General features: G+C 64.8%; 17 protein-coding genes. 12 read left to right on the top strand and 5 right to left on the bottom strand.

The genetic code is table 11. The features are described from left to right. The first annotated feature begins 27 nt into the window (after window positions 1–27). Window positions 28–705: a glutathione S-transferase family protein gene (locus V9L20_RS07120; protein ID WP_337296020.1), complete on the top strand. Its 678-nt coding sequence runs from the start codon at window positions 28–30 to the stop codon at window positions 703–705. 39 nt (window positions 706–744) lie between these two features. On the opposite strand, the gene V9L20_RS07115 is transcribed toward V9L20_RS07120, so the two are convergent. The 3 genes from V9L20_RS07115 to V9L20_RS07105 all read right to left on the bottom strand — a co-directional run bounded on the left by V9L20_RS07115 (window position 745) and on the right by V9L20_RS07105 (window position 3,031). Further along, window positions 745–1,620 (bottom strand): SDR family oxidoreductase, encoded by an 876-nt coding sequence (locus V9L20_RS07115; RefSeq protein ID WP_337296019.1) that lies wholly within the window; start codon window positions 1,618–1,620, stop codon window positions 745–747. Between the two features lie 54 nt (window positions 1,621–1,674). Next, window positions 1,675–1,917, bottom strand: coding sequence for a hypothetical protein (locus tag V9L20_RS07110; RefSeq protein ID WP_337296018.1), 243 nt, complete (start codon window positions 1,915–1,917; stop codon window positions 1,675–1,677). A 199-nt stretch (window positions 1,918–2,116) separates the two neighbouring features. Next, window positions 2,117–3,031, bottom strand: coding sequence for an SDR family NAD(P)-dependent oxidoreductase (locus tag V9L20_RS07105; RefSeq protein ID WP_337296017.1), 915 nt, complete (start codon window positions 3,029–3,031; stop codon window positions 2,117–2,119). A 3-nt stretch (window positions 3,032–3,034) separates the two neighbouring features. Between V9L20_RS07105 and V9L20_RS07100 the strand changes: the two genes are divergently transcribed. The 3 genes from V9L20_RS07100 (at window position 3,035) to V9L20_RS07090 (ending at window position 5,745) form a co-directional block, all read left to right on the top strand. After that, a complete protein-coding gene (locus tag V9L20_RS07100) occupies window positions 3,035–3,703 on the top strand; it encodes a TetR/AcrR family transcriptional regulator (RefSeq protein ID WP_337296016.1) in 669 nt (222 codons plus the stop codon). A gap of 77 nt (window positions 3,704–3,780) precedes the next feature. Continuing rightward, complete coding sequence (gene dusA / locus V9L20_RS07095) at window positions 3,781–4,788, top strand: tRNA dihydrouridine(20/20a) synthase DusA (RefSeq protein WP_337296130.1); 1,008 nt, start codon at window positions 3,781–3,783, stop codon at window positions 4,786–4,788. Window positions 4,789–4,962: 174 nt separating this feature from the next. Then, the gene (locus tag V9L20_RS07090) at window positions 4,963–5,745 is read left to right on the top strand and encodes an IclR family transcriptional regulator (RefSeq protein ID WP_337296015.1); all 783 of its coding nucleotides are present in this window, start codon (window positions 4,963–4,965) and stop codon (window positions 5,743–5,745) included. A 27-nt stretch (window positions 5,746–5,772) separates the two neighbouring features. On the opposite strand, the gene V9L20_RS07085 is transcribed toward V9L20_RS07090, so the two are convergent. Continuing rightward, complete coding sequence (locus V9L20_RS07085) at window positions 5,773–6,420, bottom strand: GntR family transcriptional regulator (protein ID WP_126747230.1); 648 nt, start codon at window positions 6,418–6,420, stop codon at window positions 5,773–5,775. Between the two features lie 127 nt (window positions 6,421–6,547). Here V9L20_RS07085 and scpA point away from each other — a divergent pair, with 127 nt between their 5' ends. From scpA to V9L20_RS07050, 7 genes are read left to right on the top strand one after another with little or no spacing between them, the layout of a single operon-like run. Further along, window positions 6,548–8,710, top strand: a complete 2,163-nt coding sequence (scpA, locus tag V9L20_RS07080) for a methylmalonyl-CoA mutase (RefSeq protein WP_337296014.1) — start codon at window positions 6,548–6,550, stop codon at window positions 8,708–8,710. A 14-nt stretch (window positions 8,711–8,724) separates the two neighbouring features. Continuing rightward, window positions 8,725–9,198, top strand: a complete 474-nt coding sequence (locus V9L20_RS07075) for a GNAT family N-acetyltransferase (protein WP_337296013.1) — start codon at window positions 8,725–8,727, stop codon at window positions 9,196–9,198. Further along, window positions 9,192–10,241 carry a methylmalonyl Co-A mutase-associated GTPase MeaB gene (gene meaB / locus V9L20_RS07070; protein ID WP_337296012.1) on the top strand — a complete coding sequence of 350 codons (1,050 nt, stop codon included), beginning with the start codon at window positions 9,192–9,194 and terminating at the stop codon, window positions 10,239–10,241. The genes V9L20_RS07075 and meaB overlap by 7 nt, the downstream gene beginning before the upstream one ends. Before the next feature lie 40 nt (window positions 10,242–10,281). Then, window positions 10,282–11,826, top strand: a complete 1,545-nt coding sequence (locus tag V9L20_RS07065) for an acyl-CoA carboxylase subunit beta (RefSeq protein WP_337296011.1) — start codon at window positions 10,282–10,284, stop codon at window positions 11,824–11,826. A 20-nt stretch (window positions 11,827–11,846) separates the two neighbouring features. Further along, a complete protein-coding gene (accC, locus tag V9L20_RS07060) occupies window positions 11,847–13,895 on the top strand; it encodes an acetyl-CoA carboxylase biotin carboxylase subunit (RefSeq protein ID WP_337296010.1) in 2,049 nt (682 codons plus the stop codon). Then, complete coding sequence (bioB, locus tag V9L20_RS07055; protein ID WP_337296009.1) at window positions 13,895–14,926, top strand: biotin synthase BioB; 1,032 nt, start codon at window positions 13,895–13,897, stop codon at window positions 14,924–14,926. The genes accC and bioB overlap by 1 nt, the downstream gene beginning before the upstream one ends. Further along, window positions 14,923–15,417, top strand: coding sequence for a VOC family protein (locus tag V9L20_RS07050; protein WP_337296008.1), 495 nt, complete (start codon window positions 14,923–14,925; stop codon window positions 15,415–15,417). The genes bioB and V9L20_RS07050 overlap by 4 nt, the downstream gene beginning before the upstream one ends. Here V9L20_RS07050 and V9L20_RS07045 read toward each other — a convergent pair. Further along, the gene (locus V9L20_RS07045; RefSeq protein ID WP_157613508.1) at window positions 15,407–15,904 is read right to left on the bottom strand and encodes an Lrp/AsnC family transcriptional regulator; all 498 of its coding nucleotides are present in this window, start codon (window positions 15,902–15,904) and stop codon (window positions 15,407–15,409) included. The two genes, V9L20_RS07050 and V9L20_RS07045, sit on opposite strands and share 11 nt — an antisense overlap. Window positions 15,905–16,019: 115 nt before the next feature. On the opposite strand from V9L20_RS07045, the gene yedA reads away from it, so the two are divergent. After that, the gene (gene yedA, locus V9L20_RS07040; protein WP_337296007.1) at window positions 16,020–16,934 is read left to right on the top strand and encodes a drug/metabolite exporter YedA; all 915 of its coding nucleotides are present in this window, start codon (window positions 16,020–16,022) and stop codon (window positions 16,932–16,934) included. The last annotated feature ends 9 nt before the right edge of the window (window positions 16,935–16,943 follow it).

Genomic DNA, 16,943 nt, shown 5'->3' with positions numbered 1-16,943 from the left:
CCGCAGCGAACCAAAGACCGCCGACACATGATCACCCTTCACCACTGCGTCAGCGCACGCTCGTTCCGGCCTTTGTGGACGCTTGAAGAAATAGGGCTCTCCTACGAGCTCAAGATGCTGCCTTTTCCACCTCGCGTGCTGTCGCGGCCGTATCTCGAGGTGAACCCGCTCGGCACGGTGCCGATGCTGTCCGATGGCGCCATGCGAATGACCGAGTCGGCTGCCATCTGCCAATACCTGGCCGCGCGGTTCTCGGCGGGCCAGCTGGATGTGGGGCGCGACGAGCCGGACTTCGGGCCGTACCTCAACTACCTTCATTTCGGCGAGGCGACCTTGACCTTTCCGCAGACGCTCGTGCTGCGGTATGCGCACTTCGAACCGGCGGAGCGAAAGCAGCCGCAGGTTGCCGACGACTATGCCAAGTGGTTCCTGGCGCGGCTGCGAACGCTGGAGCCGCTGCTTGCCGCGCGCGAGTACCTGTGCGCGGGGCGCTTCACCGCGGCCGATGTGTCGGTCGGCTATGCATTGCTGCTGGCCGAGCACCTGGGCCTCGCCGAGCGCTTCACGCCCGCGGTGGCGGCTTACTGGGAGCGGCTGCAGGCGCGGCCGGGCTTCAAGGCCGCGATGGCTGCGCAATCGGGCGCCGCCAAGGCGCAGGGCGTCTCCCTGACGCCCGCACCCGACATCAGGGCCGATCGTCCCTGATGGGCAGCCGGCATGCCGCCGGTGCCTGCGCGTTGCTGCTCAGATGAACGGCACGCCGCCCGTCACCGGAATGGTCGCGCCCGAGATGTAGCTTGCCTGGTCGCTGGCGAGCAGCACATACACCGCCTGCAGTTCGGCCGGTTGGCCCGGTCGCTTCATCGGCGTCTGCTTGCCGAACTCCTTCACTTGCTCGGGCGGCATGGTCGAGGGAATGAGCGGCGTCCAGAACGGGCCCGGCGCCACGCAATTCACCCGGATGCCTTTCTCCGCGAGAAGTTGCGCCATGCCGCCCGACATGTTCTGGATCGCGCCCTTGGTCGAGGCATAGGCGACCAGCGTGGCGTTGGGCTTGTCGGCGTTGATCGACGTGGTGCTGATGATCGAGGCGCCCGGCTTCATTCGCGCCGCCGCGGCGCGGCACAGGAAGAAGTTGGCGTAGACGTTGGTCCGGAAGGTGCGGTCGAACTCCTCGGGCGAGATCTCGTCGAGTGACTTGTGGCTCATCTGGAAGGCCGCGTTGTTGACGAGCACATCGAGCCGGCCGAAGGTGTCGAACGCGCGGTCCACGAGGCTGCGGCAATGCGCTTCTTCGCAGATGTCGCCGGGCACCGCAACGCAGCGGCGGCCCGCGCGCTCGATCCATTGGCGGGTGACCTGGGCGTCCTCCTCTTCCTCGGCGAGGTAGGAGATGAGCACGTCGGCGCCTTCGCGCGCAAAGGCGATCGCCACCGCGCGGCCGATGCCGCTGTCGCCGCCGGTGATGAGCGCGGCCTTGCCCTGGAGCTTGCCGCTGCCGACGTAAGACTGTTCGCCGAAATCGGGCAGCGGCGACATCTTCGATTCGAGACCTGGCGGTTGCTGGGCGGGTGTGGAAAAAGGCGGCTGCGGGCCGGCCTGGCGGGGGTCTTCTGTCATGGCGTTTCCGGAGAGATTGGTGGTGGACGAAAGGGCGGAGTGCTGCTCGGCAGTTCAGGCGCCGGCGTCGTTCTCGCGCGGCGTGTCGCGAGCGGAGCGCCGCTTCAGCGTGTCTTCGCTGTCGGCGGCCGGGGCGGCCGCATCGCGGTCGGTGGCCTTCTTCATTCCGCGCTTCAGGCTCTGCGCGTCGCCGGTGCTGATCGCCGGCTCTTCGCCGTTCACGGCATCGGGCGCCTGCACGCGCTGGCCGCCGGATGCGGGATCGACAGGCGAGGGTGGGGCGGGTGATTTGTTCATCGGAGTGTGTGCTCGAGCGGTGGATGAGAGGCTCAAGCTTCGGCCTGTGGGCGGCGGCGCGCGCGCGAGGCTTGCGCATCCGAACGTCGGACAAGACCCACGGCATCGGTCCGCGTGTTCGATGCCGGGCGGCCGCTCCAGCAATGGTTCGCTGGTCGTCGCGGCGGGGCCACTCAGCAGTGGCCGGCAGCAAGCGGAATCAACCGTTCATGAACCGCGCAAAGATGGCCTGGTGCAGCCAGCGCGGTGTCGCCCACACCATTGCCACCGCGGCCTTGTTGTTGAAGCCGGGAACGACGCTCCTCCGCCCAGCGTGCAGCGCATGAATGCCCGCCCGCACCACGGGCGCGGGTTTCATCATCAGCAGCTTGAGTCCCCAAGTGATCTTTTGCTTGGCGGCCTGCGCAAAGCCGGTGTCGGACATACCGGGGCACAGCGAGGTCACAGTCACGCCGTCTCGCTTGAACTCACGGTGCAACGCATCGCCGAGCCGCAGCACGTAGGCCTTGGCAGCACCGTAGACCGCCATGTTTTCCACGCCGAAGTAAGCCAGCATGCTGGCGACGAGCAGTATCTTTCCGTGGCCCCGCTCGCGCATGTCTTCGCCGAAGAGCCGTGTCATGACTGTCAGGCTCGCAATGTCGAGCTGCAATATGTCCAGGGCGCTCTGCATCGGCGTATCGAGCAAGGGGCCTTGCAAGCCATGGCCCGCGTTGTTGATCAGGATTTCAACCGGGATCGCGCGCTCGCGAAGGCCGGCGTGCAGCGCGTGCACGGCGGCCATGTCCGACAGATCGGCCTGCTCCACGATGATTTTGACGTTGTACTGCTGTTGCAGCGCCGCAGCCAAGGCTTGCAACCGATCGAGCCGGCGCGCGACCAGAATGAGCGGGTGGCCCTTGGCCGCGTATTGCCTGGCGAATTCTTCGCCAAAACCACTGGACGCCCCAGTGATGAGAACCCAGGAGTCGACGTTGGTAGCCATGATGTTTGCCTTTGTTGAAGTGAGGGTGAAGCTGGAGGTGGCCGGCACCCTCGCTTTCAGGCAAGATTGGAGACCACTGGTCTGTAATTTAGCAGACCGATGGTCTTTTAGCAAATGGAGTGTGATCACCGCATGAATTCGCCCAGCTCATACGTACGCGCCCGATCCGCCGAGCAGAAGGAAGAGCGGCGCCGCCACCTGCTGGCCACCGCTCGGGAAATGCTGAGCCAGAACCCGGCCGCCCTCGAGTTGGGAATCAACGAACTGGCGCGCCAGGCTGAGATGACCAAGTCGAACGTGTACCGGTATTTCGAGAGCAGCGAGGCCGTGCTGATGGACCTGCTCGTCGAAGAATTTGCAGCCTGGCATACCGAACTGAGCACGGCGCTGGCGCGTGGTGGCAAGGCGGGCGCCAGTTTTGAACACATTGCCCGCGTCTTCGCCTCGACGGTTTCTGCCCAGCCCCTGCTTTGCCGGCTGACCAGCATCCTGCCGTCCATCCTCGAGCGCAAGGTGTCGTTCGAGCGCATGGTCGAATTCAAAGGCAACCTGCTGGCCGTTAGGCAGGGCGCAGCGCAGGCCTTTCACGCCCGCGTGCCCGGCATGCCGGTGCAAGCCTTCGAACAGGTGATGAAGCACACGGTGCCGCTCATCATCGGACTTTGGCCGCTCAGCAACCCGGCGGAGATGGCCGCGCAAGTGGTCGAGTTGCCCGAGTTGGCGGGTTTGCGATACGACTTCGAGCAGGACCTTGCGCATGCCCTGTTGACGTTGATGCGGGGGATGGCGCCTGCGGATTGAAGCTGGCGTGAGAAACTAGCGCATGGATGCAGCCGATGTCCACGCCGATGGTGGCAGGACCGGCGCCTTGCTCGGTAATGTTTACCGATGGTAGAGCTAAGTTGTCGAATTTAAAAGAGAAAATCGTCTCCGTTGCGCCGATGATGGACTGGACCGACCGGCACTGTCGGTACTTCCATCGCCTGATGTCGCGTCACGCGCTGCTCTATACCGAAATGGTGACCACGGGCGCGCTGGTGCATGGCGACGTTCCCCGCCATCTGCGCTTCAACGCCGAAGAACATCCGGTGGCCCTCCAGCTGGGCGGCAGCGAGCCGGCGGACCTGGCGCATTGCGCCAAGCTGGGCGAAGAGTGGGGCTACGACGAGATCAACCTCAACTGCGGCTGCCCCAGCGAGCGCGTGCAGCGCGGCGCTTTCGGCGCCTGCCTCATGGCCGAGCCAGCGCTGGTGGCCGATTGCGTGAAGGCGATGGTCGATGTGGTGAGCGTGCCGGTTACGGTCAAGCACCGCATCGGCATCGACAAGATCGAGAGCTACGAGTTCGTGCGCGACTTTGTCGGTACTGTGAGCGAGGCCGGCTGCGGCACGTTCATCGTTCATGCGCGCAATGCGTGGCTGAAGGGGCTGAGCCCGAAGCAGAACCGCGAGATTCCGCCGCTGCGCTATGAACTGGTGCACCGGCTCAAGCATGACTTTCCGGAGCTGAGCTTTTCGATCAACGGGGGCATTTCGGCCAATGCCCAGGTGCACGAGCACTTGCGGCTGCTCGACGGCGTGATGGTGGGGCGTGAGGCTTATCACAACCCCTGGTGGCTGGCCGAATGGGACGCCGAGTTCTTCGGCGCCGGGCCGCAGCCGCTGACGCGTGAAGAGGTGGAGTCGCTCATGTGCGACTACATGGTTCGCGAGGCGGCGGAGCACGGCACGCCGTGGTCGTCGATTGCCCGGCACATGCTGGGCTTGCGCAACGGCCTGCCTGGTGCGCGCCGCTGGCGCCAGGTCTGGAGCGACCACCGGCTCAAGACGCGCTCGCCGCGCGAGGTGATGGCGCTGGCGCACGAGCCCGTGGCGCAGGTTGCCTAGCTGAAGCGTGCCTTGAGCGAAGCGGGCACTGCGGCGCGGAGCCGCTTGCGAAAAGGGATTCGCCCCTCAGCAACGGTGAGTGTTCCAAAATGATAATGATTGCCTGAGGACTGAAACTTTTCAACTTTTCTGCTAAAGAATCAAGAAACGCTAATAAATAAGGGGTTTCGATTCATGAATGAAGCGGGGAGCAAAGAAGAAGTCAGCGCACTGGGCCGGGGTCTGGCCCTGCTCAAGGTCATCGGGATGTCGGCGGCGCCGATGAGCAATCGGGAACTGGCCGACACCACGGGCCTTCCCAAGGCCACGGTGTCGCGCCTTACGGCCACGTTGGTGAATGCGGGGTATCTGCGGCAGTCGCAAGACAGCGAGCGGTTCAGCCTGGGCCCGGCGCTGCTCGACATGAGCAGCCGCTATCTTCGTCATTTCGACCTGCGCACGGTGGCCAGGCCCCACCTGGCGGAGTTGTCCGAATTTGCGGGCGCGAGCGTTCATGTGGCGGTGCGCGACGATCTAGACATGCTCGTCATCGATTCGCTGCGCCCGCGGTCGGCGCTGATCAGCTCGCGGCTGGACGTCGGCACCCGCATGAGCATCGTCACTTCGGCCGCGGGCCGTGCTTCCCTTGCGGCGCTGCCCGAGGCCGAGCAGGCGGCGGTGCTCGAGAAGATCCAGCAGGAAAGCGGCGAAAGCTGGGCCTCCATCGAACCCCGCCTGATGGCCGGGCTCGACGAATACGCCCGCCTGGGCTACTGCAGCTCGTTCGGCGAATGGCATCCGCACATTCATGCGCTTGGCTTCGCCTTGCAAGGGCCGCACGGTGAACGCTACGGCGTGAGCTGCGGCGGCCCCGCCTACCTGCTGTCGAAAGACATGATGCTCTCGCGCGTTGCGCCGCGTTTGCTCGAGGTTGCCAAGCGCATCTCGGCGGAAACCGGCGTCATCAGCGCGGACTGAGCGATCCGGCGGCGCCGGGGGCGGGCTCTAGACCGCGGCCTCCAGGCCGTTCCTGAAGTGCTCGCGCATGCGCGCCATGGCGGCGGTGGCGTCGCGCGCCTCGATGGCCGCCATCATCGAGCGGTGCTCCGCCAGCGATTCGGCAATGCGGCCTTCCTTAAGCAGCGAGTTGTGGCGGTTGAGCTTCATCACCTTGCGCAGGTCGGCCACCATCTGGTCGCGCCACTTGTTGTTGGCAATGGCCAGCAGGCGCATGTGAAAGCGCTCGTTCAGCGCAAAGAAGTGCTCGCGGTTTTCCTTGCCCGGCGCGCCGGCGGCCTCCAACTCGGCGTGCAGCGCCTTCAGTTCCGCGCGCTGGGCGTCGGTGGCGCGCTCGGCCACCACGCCGGCCGCGTCGCTCTCCAGCAGCGAGAGCAGGTGGTACACATCAGCCAGGTCTTGCTCCGACACCTCGGTCACGTAGGCGCCGCGCCGCACCTTCATGGTGACCAGGCCTTCGGCCGCCAGCACCTTCAGGGCTTCGCGCAGCGGGGTGCGGCTGATGCCGTATTCCTCGGCCAGCTTGAGTTCGTCGATCCAGCTGCCGGGCTCGAGCTCGCGGCGGAAAATCCGCTGGCGCAGCAGCTCGGCCACCTCTTCATAGAGGGCGCGCGGGGTAAGGGTGACGGCGGACATGGGCCGGACTGTACCGCAAAAACGTGTTTGAATTAATAATTATGGATCGGTTAGACTCGCTGCGGCTTGCAAATCCCTTGCAGGCGAATTTGCGACTACCCTGCAAGACACTGCAAAACGGCCCCTCATGAGCAGCACACCCGAACCCACCTTCAAGCCTGCCAACCTCGACGACTGGGCCAAGGCCGCCGCCAAGTCGGCGCCGGGTGGCGACCTGAATGCGCTCAACTGGCTCACGCCCGACGGCATTGCGGTAAAGCCGCTCTATACCGCCGCCGACCTGCAGGGCCTGAAGTACACCGACACGCTCCCGGGCTTCGAACCCTACCTGCGCGGCCCGCAGGCCACCATGTACGCGGTGCGCCCATGGACCATCCGCCAGTACGCGGGCTTTTCGACCGCTGAAGAATCGAACGCCTTCTACCGCAAGGCGTTGGCCGCGGGCGGGCAGGGTGTAAGCGTGGCTTTCGACCTGGCGACCCACCGCGGCTACGACAGCGACCATCCGCGCGTGACGGGCGACGTGGGCAAGGCTGGCGTCGCCATCGATTCGGTCGAGGACATGAAGATCCTGTTCGACCAGATCCCTCTCGACAAGGTGAGCGTGTCCATGACGATGAACGGCGCCGTGCTGCCGGTGCTGGCGGGCTACGTGGTTGCGGCCGAAGAGCAGGGCGTGGCGCAAGACCAACTGAGCGGAACCATCCAGAACGACATCCTCAAGGAGTTCATGGTCCGCAACACCTACATCTTTCCGCCAGCGCCGAGCATGCGGATCATCGGCGACATCATCGAGTACACGGCGCAGCACATGCCCAAGTTCAACTCGATCTCGATCAGCGGCTATCACATGCAGGAAGCCGGCGCCAACCAGGCGCTGGAACTGGCCTTCACGCTGGCCGACGGCAAGGAATACGTGAAGACAGCGCTGGCCAAGGGCCTGGACGTCGACGGCTTTGCCGGCCGCCTGAGCTTCTTCTGGGCCATTGGCATGAACTTCTACCTCGAAGTGGCCAAGATGCGCGCGGCGCGCCTCTTGTGGTGCCGCATCATGAAGGAGTTCAACCCCAAGAACCCCAAGAGCCTGATGCTGCGCACCCACTGCCAGACCTCGGGCTGGTCGCTCACCGAGCAGGACCCGTACAACAACGTGGTGCGCACCACCATCGAGGCGATGGCCGCTGTGTTCGGCGGCACGCAAAGCCTGCATACCAACGCGCTCGACGAAGCCATTGCGCTGCCCACCGAGTTCAGCGCCCGCATCGCACGCAACACGCAGCTCATCATCCAAGAAGAAACGCACATCACCAATGTGATCGACCCCTGGGCCGGCAGCTACATGATGGAGAAGCTCACGCAGGACATGGCCGATGCCGCCTGGGCCATCATCGAAGAGGTGGAGGCCATGGGCGGCATGACCAAGGCGGTCGACAGCGGCTGGGCCAAGCTCAAGATCGAAGCGGCCGCCGCCGAGAAGCAGGCGCGCATCGATTCGGGCAAGGACGTGATCGTGGGCGTCAACAAGTACAAGCTCAAGAACGAAGACGCGATCGACAGCCTTTCCATCGACAACGTGAAGGTGCGCGAGCAGCAGGTGGCCCGCCTGCAGAAGATCCGCTCTTCGCGCGACACCGCCAAGGTGCAGGCTGCGCTGGATGCGCTGACCGAGGCCGCCGACAACGGCACCGGCAACCTGCTCGCGCTCAGCATCGATGCGGTGCGCCTGCGCGCCACGGTGGGCGAGATTTCCGACGCGCTTGAAAAATCATTCGGCCGCCATCGGGCCGACACGCAAAAGGTGACCGGTGTGTACGCTGCTGCCTATGACTCCGCCGAGGGCTGGGAAGCCCTCAAGACCGAAATCAACGCCTTTGCCGAAGAGCAGGGGCGTCGTCCGCGCGTGATGATCTCCAAGCTGGGGCAGGACGGGCACGACCGCGGCGCCAAGGTGGTGGCCACTGCCTTTGCCGACCTGGGCTTCGACGTGGACATGGGGCCGCTGTTCCAGACGCCCGAAGAGTGCGCGCGCCAGGCCATCGAGAACGACGTGCATGCCGTGGGCGTGAGCACCCTCGCGGCCGGCCACAAGACGCTTGTGCCGGCCATCATCAACGAGCTGAAGAAGCAGGGTGCAGACGACATCATCGTGTTTGTCGGCGGCGTGATTCCGCGGCAGGACTACGACTTTCTCTACGAGGCCGGCGTGAAGGGCATCTACGGCCCTGGCACGCCGATTCCCGCCAGCGCGAAAGACGTGCTGGAGCAGATTCGCGCGGCGGTCTCGGCCTGATCGGGACGCGAGACGTGGGCGATCTTTTGTCGCGGCTGTCGCTGCAGCCTGTTGATTCCAGCGATTTCGAAGCCATGCTGGCCTTGCGCGTCGATGCGATGCGCCCCAGCCTGGAGCGCGTCGGGCGCTTCGACCCTGCACGTTCACGTGAGCGGCTCCAGGCCGGTTTCGTCGTGCCTTACATGCACCATGTCGTGCTCGACGGCGACCTGCGTATCGGCTTTGTCACCCTCAAGCCCGAAGACCCCGATGCGCTGCGGCTCGACCATCTGTACCTGCGCACCGGCTTCCAGGGCCTGGGCATCGGTGAATGGGTGCTGCAATGGGCCAAGTCGCAGGCGCGCGAACAAGGGATGGACATCAAGCTCACCGCGCTGGTGCAAAGCGACGCCAACCGCTTCTATGTGCGGCACGGCTTTGTGCTCGAGGGCGAAGAGGGCGTCGACCTGCACTACCGCTGGCGCGTGGCCTCGGAGGATGCGTGCTGAAACAGGCCGGGGCACTCGAACGCGCCATTGCCGAGCCGGAGGGCATGGCACAGCGCCGCGCCATCGCCAAGGCCATTACGCTGCTCGAATCCACCCGCGCCGACCACCGCGCGCAAGCCGATGAACTGCTCACCGCATTGCTGCCGCGCACCGGCAATTCATTTCGCCTTGGCATCTCCGGCGTGCCGGGTGTCGGCAAGTCGACCTTCATCGAGACGCTGGGCCTGCTGCTGATCGGCAAGGGCCACCGCGTGGCGGTGCTCACCATCGATCCTTCATCCACCGTTTCGGGCGGTTCCATCCTCGGCGACAAGACGCGCATGGAGCGGCTCTCGGTGCATGAGCGCGCGTACATCCGGCCGAGTCCGTCGAGTGGCACGCTGGGCGGCGTGGCCGAGAAAACGCGCGAGGCCATGCTGGTGTGCGAAGCCGCGGGCTACGACATCGTCATTGTCGAAACCGTGGGTGTGGGCCAGAGCGAAACCGCCGTTGCCGGCATGACCGACATGTTCGTGCTGATGCAGCTGCCCAATGCGGGCGACGACCTGCAGGCCATCAAGAAGGGCGTGATGGAGCTGGCCGACCTGGTCGTCATCAACAAGGCCGACATCGACAAGGACGCCGCCACGCGTGCGCAGGCGCAGATCACCTCTGCCCTGCGCCTGTTCGGCCACCAGGGCAACCCGGACCATGCGCATGCGGTGCATGACGCGCACAGCGGCGCCGAGGTTCGCTTCTGGCTGCCCAAGGTGCTGCAATTGAGCGCGCTGGCGGGTACCGGGGTCGACGCTTTCTGGGACGCCGTCACGCAGTTCAGGCAACTGCAGACTGCCAATGGCAAGCTCGCCAAGCGCCGCGAGAAGCAAGCAACGGCGTGGATGTGGGAGCGCATCGACGCCGGGCTCAAACAGGCATTCAGGCAGCACGCGCAGGTGCGCGAGCTGCTGCCGCAACTCACGCAGCAGGTGGCAGAGGGCTCGCTGCCTGCATCGACGGCGGCACGCCAGCTGCTCGCGGCGGCCGCCATCACCGCCAAGCCATGACAACACACGAAATTCAGGACCACAGCTTCGGAAGCACACCATGCAAGAACTGATCGAACAACTCGAAAAGCGCCGCGCCCAGGCGCGCCTTGGCGGCGGGAAGAAGCGCATCGACGCGCAGCATGCCAAGGGCAAGCTCACGGCGCGCGAACGCATCGAGCTGCTGCTGGATGACAACACCTTTGAAGAGTGGGACATGTTCGTCGAGCACCGCTCGGTCGATTTCGGCATGGCCGAGCAGAAGATTCCGGGCGACGGCGTGGTCACCGGCTACGGAATGATCAACGGCCGCCTCGTCTTCGTGTACAGCCAGGACTTCACCGTCTTTGGCGGCGCGCTCAGCGAAGCGCATGCCGAAAAGATTTGCAAGGTGATGGACCAGGCCATGAAGGTCGGTGCACCGGTCATCGGCCTCAACGACTCGGGCGGCGCGCGCATCCAGGAGGGCGTGGCCTCGCTCGGCGGCTATGCGGACGTGTTCCAGCGCAACGTGATGGCCTCGGGCGTGGTGCCGCAGATCAGCATGATCATGGGCCCGTGCGCGGGCGGCGCGGTGTATTCGCCGGCCATGACCGACTTCATCTTCATGGTGAAGGACTCGAGCTACATGTTCGTCACCGGACCCGATGTGGTGAAGACCGTGACGCACGAGACCGTGACGGCCGAAGAGCTCGGCGGCGCCATCACCCACACCACGCGCAGCGGCGTGGCCGACATGGCGTTCGAGAACGATGTCGAGGCGCTCATGATGTTGCGCCGCCTGTACAACTACCTGCCGCTCAACAACCGCGAAAAGCCCCCGGTGCGCCTGGGCAACAACGGCCAGGGCGACCCGGCTGACCGGCCCGACTACTCGCTGGACACGCTGGTGCCCGACAACCCGAACAAGCCCTACGACATCAAGGAGCTGATCCTCAAGGTGGTCGATGACGGCGACTTCTTCGAGCTGCAGCCCGACTACGCGAAGAACATCGTGATCGGCTTTACGCGCATGGAAGGGCAGACGGTCGGCATCGTGGCCAACCAGCCGCTGGTGCTCGCAGGCTGCCTCGACATCAAGAGCAGCATCAAGGCCGCGCGCTTCGTGCGCTTTTGCGATGCATTCAACATTCCGGTGGTCACCTTTGTCGATGTGCCCGGTTTCATGCCCGGCACGGGGCAGGAGTACGGCGGCATCATCAAGCACGGCGCCAAGCTGCTCTACGCCTATGCGGAATGCACGGTGCCGAAGATCACCGTCATCACGCGCAAGGCCTACGGCGGTGCGTACGACGTGATGGCTTCCAAGCACCTGCGCGGCGACGTCAACCTGGCCTGGCCGCGTGCCGAGATTGCGGTGATGGGCGCCAAGGGCGCGGTGGAAATCATCTTCCGCGAAGACAAGAACGACCCCGAGAAGCTCGCCGCACGCGAGGCCGAATACAAGGCGCGTTTCGCCAACCCGTACGTGGCGAGTGCACGCGGCTACATCGACGACGTGATCCTGCCGCACGAAACGCGCAAGCGCATCTGCCGCTCGCTGGTGATGCTGCGCGAGAAGAAGCTCGAGAACCCGTGGCGCAAGCACGGGAACATTCCGTTGTGAGCGGTACGGAGAAGAAGAATATGTTCAAGAAAATACTGATCGCCAACCGCGGAGAGATTGCTTGCCGCGTGATCCAGACCGCGAAAAAAATGGGCATCCTCACAGTCGCCGTCTACTCCGACGCCGACAAGGAAGCCCGCCACGTCGAGCTGGCCGACGAGGCGGTGCACATCGGCGCTGCGCCCAGCCGCGAGAGCTATCTTCAGGCTGACCGCATCATCGAGGCCTGCAAGAAGACCGGCGCGGAGGCCGTGCACCCGGGCTACGGCTTCCTGTCGGAGAACGAAGCCTTTGCGCGCAAGGTCGAGGAAGAGGGCATTGCCTTCATCGGGCCGAAGCACTATTCGATTGCGGCGATGGGAGACAAGATTGCTTCCAAGAAGCTGGCGAACGAAGCCAAGGTCAACACCATTCCAGGATGGAATGACGCCATCGAGACGGCCGAGCGCGCGGTCGAGATTGCCAAGGACATCGGCTACCCGGTGATGATCAAGGCCTCGGCCGGCGGCGGAGGCAAGGGGCTGCGCGTGGCTTTTGACGACAAGGAGGCCTTCGAAGGCTTTACCTCGTGCCGCAACGAAGCGATGAGCAGCTTCGGCGATGACCGCGTGTTCATCGAGAAATTCGTCGAGGAGCCGCGCCATATCGAGATCCAGGTGCTGGGTGATTCGCATGGCAACGTCATCTACCTGAACGAGCGCGAATGCTCGATCCAGCGCCGGCACCAGAAGGTGATCGAAGAGGCGCCTTCGCCCTTCATCACCGATGCCACGCGCAAGGCGATGGGCGAGCAGGCGGTGCAGTTGGCCAAGGCAGTGAAGTACCAGAGCGCGGGCACGGTGGAGTTTGTGGTCGGCAAGGACCAGAGCTTCTATTTCCTGGAGATGAACACGCGGCTGCAGGTGGAGCATCCGGTGACCGAGTGCATCACGGGGCTCGACCTGGTCGAACTGATGATCCGCGTGGCCGCCGGCGAGAAGCTGCCGCTGACGCAAGGCGAGGTGAAGCGCAACGGATGGGCCATCGAGTGCCGCATCAATGCCGAGGACCCGTTCCGCAACTTCCTGCCTTCGACCGGCCGCCTGGTGAAGTTCCAACCACCGGCGGAGACCATGTTTGCGAGCGACACCGAGCGGCTGAACGGCGTGCGAGTGGACACGGGCGTGTACGAAGGCGGCGAAATTCCGATGTATTACGACTCGATGATCGCCAAGCTCATCGTGCACGGCAAGGACCGGCAGCATGCGATCGCACGCATGCGCGAGGCGCTCAACGGCTTCGTGATCCGGGGCATCAGCAGCAACATTCCGTTCCAGGCGGCGCTGCTCGCGCACCCGAAGTTCGTGGCGGGGGATTTCAACACGGGCTTCATTGCCGAGCACTACGGCAAGGGCTTCCATGCGGAAGACGTGCCGCACGCAGACCCTTCGTTTCTTGTCGCGCTTGCGGCCTATGTGCATCGCCGCTACCGCGCGCGCGCTTCGGGCATCAGCGGCCAGCTCGAAGGCCACGGCGTGAAGGTGGGCGAGCAGTTCGTGGTGGTGGAGCTGGGGCCGGAAGGCAAGCATGTCCATCACCCGGTGTCGGTGACCGACTTTCATGGCAAGACGGGCGCCAGCGCCGTTGCCGTGGGCGACAAGAGCTACAAGATCGACAGCGGCTTTGCGCTGGGCGCAATTCGCGTGCAAGGCATGGTGAACGACCGGCCCTTTACCGCGCAGGTCGAGCGCGGGGCGGGCAAGAACCCGCTGGCGCTGCGCGTGTCGCACGACGGCACGCAGATCGAGGCGATGGTGCTCTCGCCGCTGGGCGCGCGCCTGCTCGAGTTGATGCCCTACAAGGCGCCACCCGACCTGAGCAAGTTCTTGATGTCGCCAATGCCCGGCTTGCTGGTCGAGGTGTCGGTGCAGCCGGGCCAGCAGGTGCGTGCCGGCGAGAAGCTGGCCGTGATCGAGGCCATGAAAATGGAAAACGTATTGTTTGCCACGCAAGACGGCGTGGTCGGCAAAATTTCGGCAGGGAAGGGCGAGTCGCTCACCGTCGATCAAATCATTATGGAGTTCAACTGATGGGTGCCAACGACTTGCAACAGACGATCACGCTGCACCGCCCCACCAAGGCCGCGGAGCCGCAGGGGCCTTGGTCGGTCGAGGCGATTCAGGCGCTGCTCGACAAGCCGCTGATGGAGCTGCTGTTCGAAGCACAGACCGTGCACCGCCAGCACTTCCCGGAAGGCGACATCGAGCTCGCGACCTTGCTTTCGGTCAAGACCGGCGGCTGCCCGGAGAACTGCGGCTACTGCCCGCAGTCGGCGGAGTTCGACACGGGCGTGAAGGCGCAGAAGCTCATGGAGGTGGACGAGGTGGTGCGCGCCGCGCAGGCCGCCAAGGACGCCGGCGCCACGCGGTTCTGCATGGGTGCCGCATGGCGCGCGCCGAAGGACCGCGACGTGGAGAAGGTGGCCGTGCTGGTCGAGGCCGTGAAGAGCCTTGGCATGCAGACCTGCGCCACGCTCGGCATGCTGGAGCCGCACCACGCGCACCAGCTCAAGGCCGCGGGCCTCGACTACTACAACCACAATCTCGACACCGCGCCCGAGTACTACACCGACATCGTCGACACGCGCACCTACCAGGACCGGCTCGACACTCTGGCCCATGTGCGCAGCGCTGGCATCAGCGTGTGCTGCGGCGGCATCGTCGGCATGGGCGAGCAGCCGGTGCACCGGGCCGGGTTGATCGCGCAGTTGGCCAACCTGAATCCGTACCCTGAGTCGGTGCCGATCAACAGCCTGGTGCGTGTGCCGGGCACGCCGCTGGCCGATTCGGAGCCGGTCGACCCCTTCGACTTCGTGCGCATGATCGCGGTCGCGCGCATCACGATGCCGACGGCGCGCGTGCGCCTTTCAGCCGGGCGCCAGCAGATGGGCGATGCGGTGCAGGCCTTGTGCTTCATGGCCGGCGCCAACTCCATCTTCTATGGCGACAAGCTGCTGGTGACCGGCAACCCCGACGTGGAGGCCGACGTACAGCTGCTGCGCAAGCTGGGCCTGCAGCCGCGCCGCACCACGACCACTGAAAAGGTAGAGGTCTGCGCATGACGACCACGACTTCCGCGCGTCCCTTCAAGGTGCTGGGCATCCAGCAGATCGCCATTGGCGGGCCCGACAAGATGCGCCTGCAGAAGCTGTGGGTCGACATGCTGGGGCTCGAGGTCACCGGCACCTTCAAGAGCGAACGCGAGAACGTCGACGAAGATATCTGCTCGATGGGCAGCGGGCCGTTCAAGGTCGAGGTCGACCTGATGCAGCCGCTCGACCCCGAGAAGAAGCCAGCGGTTCACACCACGCCGCTCAACCATGTGGGCCTGTGGATCGACGACCTGCCCAAGGCTGTCGAATGGCTCACCGCGCAGGGTGTGCGTTTTGCGCCCGGCGGCATTCGCCAGGGCGCGGCCGGCTTCGACATCTGCTTTCTGCATCCGAAGGCGAGCGACGAATTTCCGATTGCGGGCGAGGGCGTGCTGATAGAGATGGTGCAGGCGCCGCCCGATGTGGTGACGGCGTTCAACGCACTGGCCGCTACGCATTGAGCACCTTCTTGATCGGCGGCTTCACGTCGGAGCGCTGAGGCGGCAGCATCGGCTGGTGCTCGCGCGCCGGGTTCAGGATGATCGAGGTCGCGGTCTCGGTGAGGATGCAGAACTTGGTGACCACCGCATCGAGATGGCTCACGTCGATAACCGCAATCTCGAGAATCCAGCTGTCGTCGCCGGTCACGTTGTAGGCATTGACGCACTCGGGCGTCTGCTGCACGAGTTCGACCACGCGCGCGTAATCCGCGCGGCCCACGCGGATGATTGCGCGGATGCCATAGCCCAGCTTGCCGAGGTTGACCGTGGCGCGATAGCCGCTGATCACGCCCGCGGCTTCCAGTTTTTTCACGCGCTCGGTCACGGCCGGCTGGCTCAGGTGTACGCGGCGGCCGAGCTCGGCCATGGTGAGCCGCGCATCGCCCTGCAACTCGGCCAGGATGCGCGTGTCGTGGGCGTCCAGCGCGGGGTTGAAGGTGAAGTCCATGCAACTCCTTTAAATCGACGGTGCAAAACAGATAGAACCATGAGTTGTGCATGGCTGCGAAGGGTTTGCTTTCATACCATGGATGGCGTTCCAATACCAACAAGACAGACCTCGCATGCCGACTCTTGCATCTCCCGCCCAAGCCGCATCCGGCTCCCGCAGCACGCTGCCGCCGCTCCTGTGGCTTTGCCTGGCCGCCACCTGGGTGGTCTGGGGTTCGACCTATCTCGCAATCAAATATGCGCTGATCAGCTTTCCGCCGTTCTTGCAGATGGGGTCGCGCTTCTTGTTTGCGGGCATGGTGCTCGCGGTGTGGATGCGCTGGCGCGGCGCTGCCTGGCCCTCGGCGCTGCAATGGCGCAATGCGCTTGTCGTGGGGGCGCTGATGCTGGGCGGCGGCATGGGCGGCACGGCGCATGCCGAGGTATCGATCGGCTCGGGCCTGGTGGTGGCCTTCATCGCGGTGGTGCCGCTGCTGATTGCGCTGCTCAACCTCATCTGGGGTGTGAAGCCGACGCGGCTCGAGGCCACGGGCATTGCGCTTGGGCTGGTCGGCGTGCTGATGCTCACGCAGGGCAGCGGCTTCCAGTCATCGCCGGCGGGGCTGCTGGCCATTTCCGTGGCCTGCATCTGCTGGTCGATGGGCAGCGTGCTGAGCCAGCGCAGCCTGCCGCTCGCGCCCGGCGCAATGGGGTTCGCGAGCGAGATGATCTGTGGCGGGGTGGTGCTGATGGTGCTTGCGGCGGTGTCTCGTGAGAGCTTGGTATGGCCGCCGGAGCCAGAGGCCGTCTGGGCGTGGCTGTACCTCGTGGTTTTCGGTTCGCTGATCGCGTTCAACGCCTACATGGTGCTGCTCGCAAAGGCGCCGGCCGCGCTGGCGGCGAGCTACACCTTCGTCAATCCGGTGATTGCAATGCTGCTGGGCGTCTGGATTGCCAACGAGACCGTGACGCGCTTCGAGTGGTATGCCGTGGCCGTCATCCTGGCCGGCGTGCTGCTGTTGCTCTTCAAGCGCCCGCAGAAAGGCTGAGCCTGCGCC

Origin of the sequence: Variovorax sp. CCNWLW225, assembly GCF_037204045.1 — a bacterium.
Taxonomy (GTDB): domain Bacteria; phylum Pseudomonadota; class Gammaproteobacteria; order Burkholderiales; family Burkholderiaceae_C; genus Variovorax.
Note: the sequence above shows the minus strand (reverse complement) of the source record. Positions and strands in the feature narration are given on the sequence as shown.

What these genes read in the sequence shown, in the direction of transcription:
- V9L20_RS07100 (WP_337296016.1), top strand. Translation starts at nt 3,035, where the DNA reads ATGAATTCGCCCAGCTCATACGTACGCGCCCGATCCGCCGAGCAGAAG.
- V9L20_RS07110 (WP_337296018.1), bottom strand. Translation starts at nt 1,917, where the DNA reads ATGAACAAATCACCCGCCCCACCCTCGCCTGTCGATCCCGCATCCGGC.
- V9L20_RS07050 (WP_337296008.1), top strand. Translation starts at nt 14,923, where the DNA reads ATGACGACCACGACTTCCGCGCGTCCCTTCAAGGTGCTGGGCATCCAG.
- V9L20_RS07115 (WP_337296019.1), bottom strand. Translation starts at nt 1,620, where the DNA reads ATGACAGAAGACCCCCGCCAGGCCGGCCCGCAGCCGCCTTTTTCCACA.
- accC (WP_337296010.1), top strand. Translation starts at nt 11,847, where the DNA reads ATGTTCAAGAAAATACTGATCGCCAACCGCGGAGAGATTGCTTGCCGC.
- dusA (WP_337296130.1), top strand. Translation starts at nt 3,781, where the DNA reads ATGTTTACCGATGGTAGAGCTAAGTTGTCGAATTTAAAAGAGAAAATC.
- yedA (WP_337296007.1), top strand. Translation starts at nt 16,020, where the DNA reads ATGCCGACTCTTGCATCTCCCGCCCAAGCCGCATCCGGCTCCCGCAGC.
- scpA (WP_337296014.1), top strand. Translation starts at nt 6,548, where the DNA reads ATGAGCAGCACACCCGAACCCACCTTCAAGCCTGCCAACCTCGACGAC.
- V9L20_RS07120 (WP_337296020.1), top strand. Translation starts at nt 28, where the DNA reads ATGATCACCCTTCACCACTGCGTCAGCGCACGCTCGTTCCGGCCTTTG.
- V9L20_RS07085 (WP_126747230.1), bottom strand. Translation starts at nt 6,420, where the DNA reads ATGTCCGCCGTCACCCTTACCCCGCGCGCCCTCTATGAAGAGGTGGCC.
- V9L20_RS07065 (WP_337296011.1), top strand. Translation starts at nt 10,282, where the DNA reads ATGCAAGAACTGATCGAACAACTCGAAAAGCGCCGCGCCCAGGCGCGC.
- bioB (WP_337296009.1), top strand. Translation starts at nt 13,895, where the DNA reads ATGGGTGCCAACGACTTGCAACAGACGATCACGCTGCACCGCCCCACC.
- V9L20_RS07090 (WP_337296015.1), top strand. Translation starts at nt 4,963, where the DNA reads ATGAATGAAGCGGGGAGCAAAGAAGAAGTCAGCGCACTGGGCCGGGGT.
- V9L20_RS07045 (WP_157613508.1), bottom strand. Translation starts at nt 15,904, where the DNA reads ATGGACTTCACCTTCAACCCCGCGCTGGACGCCCACGACACGCGCATC.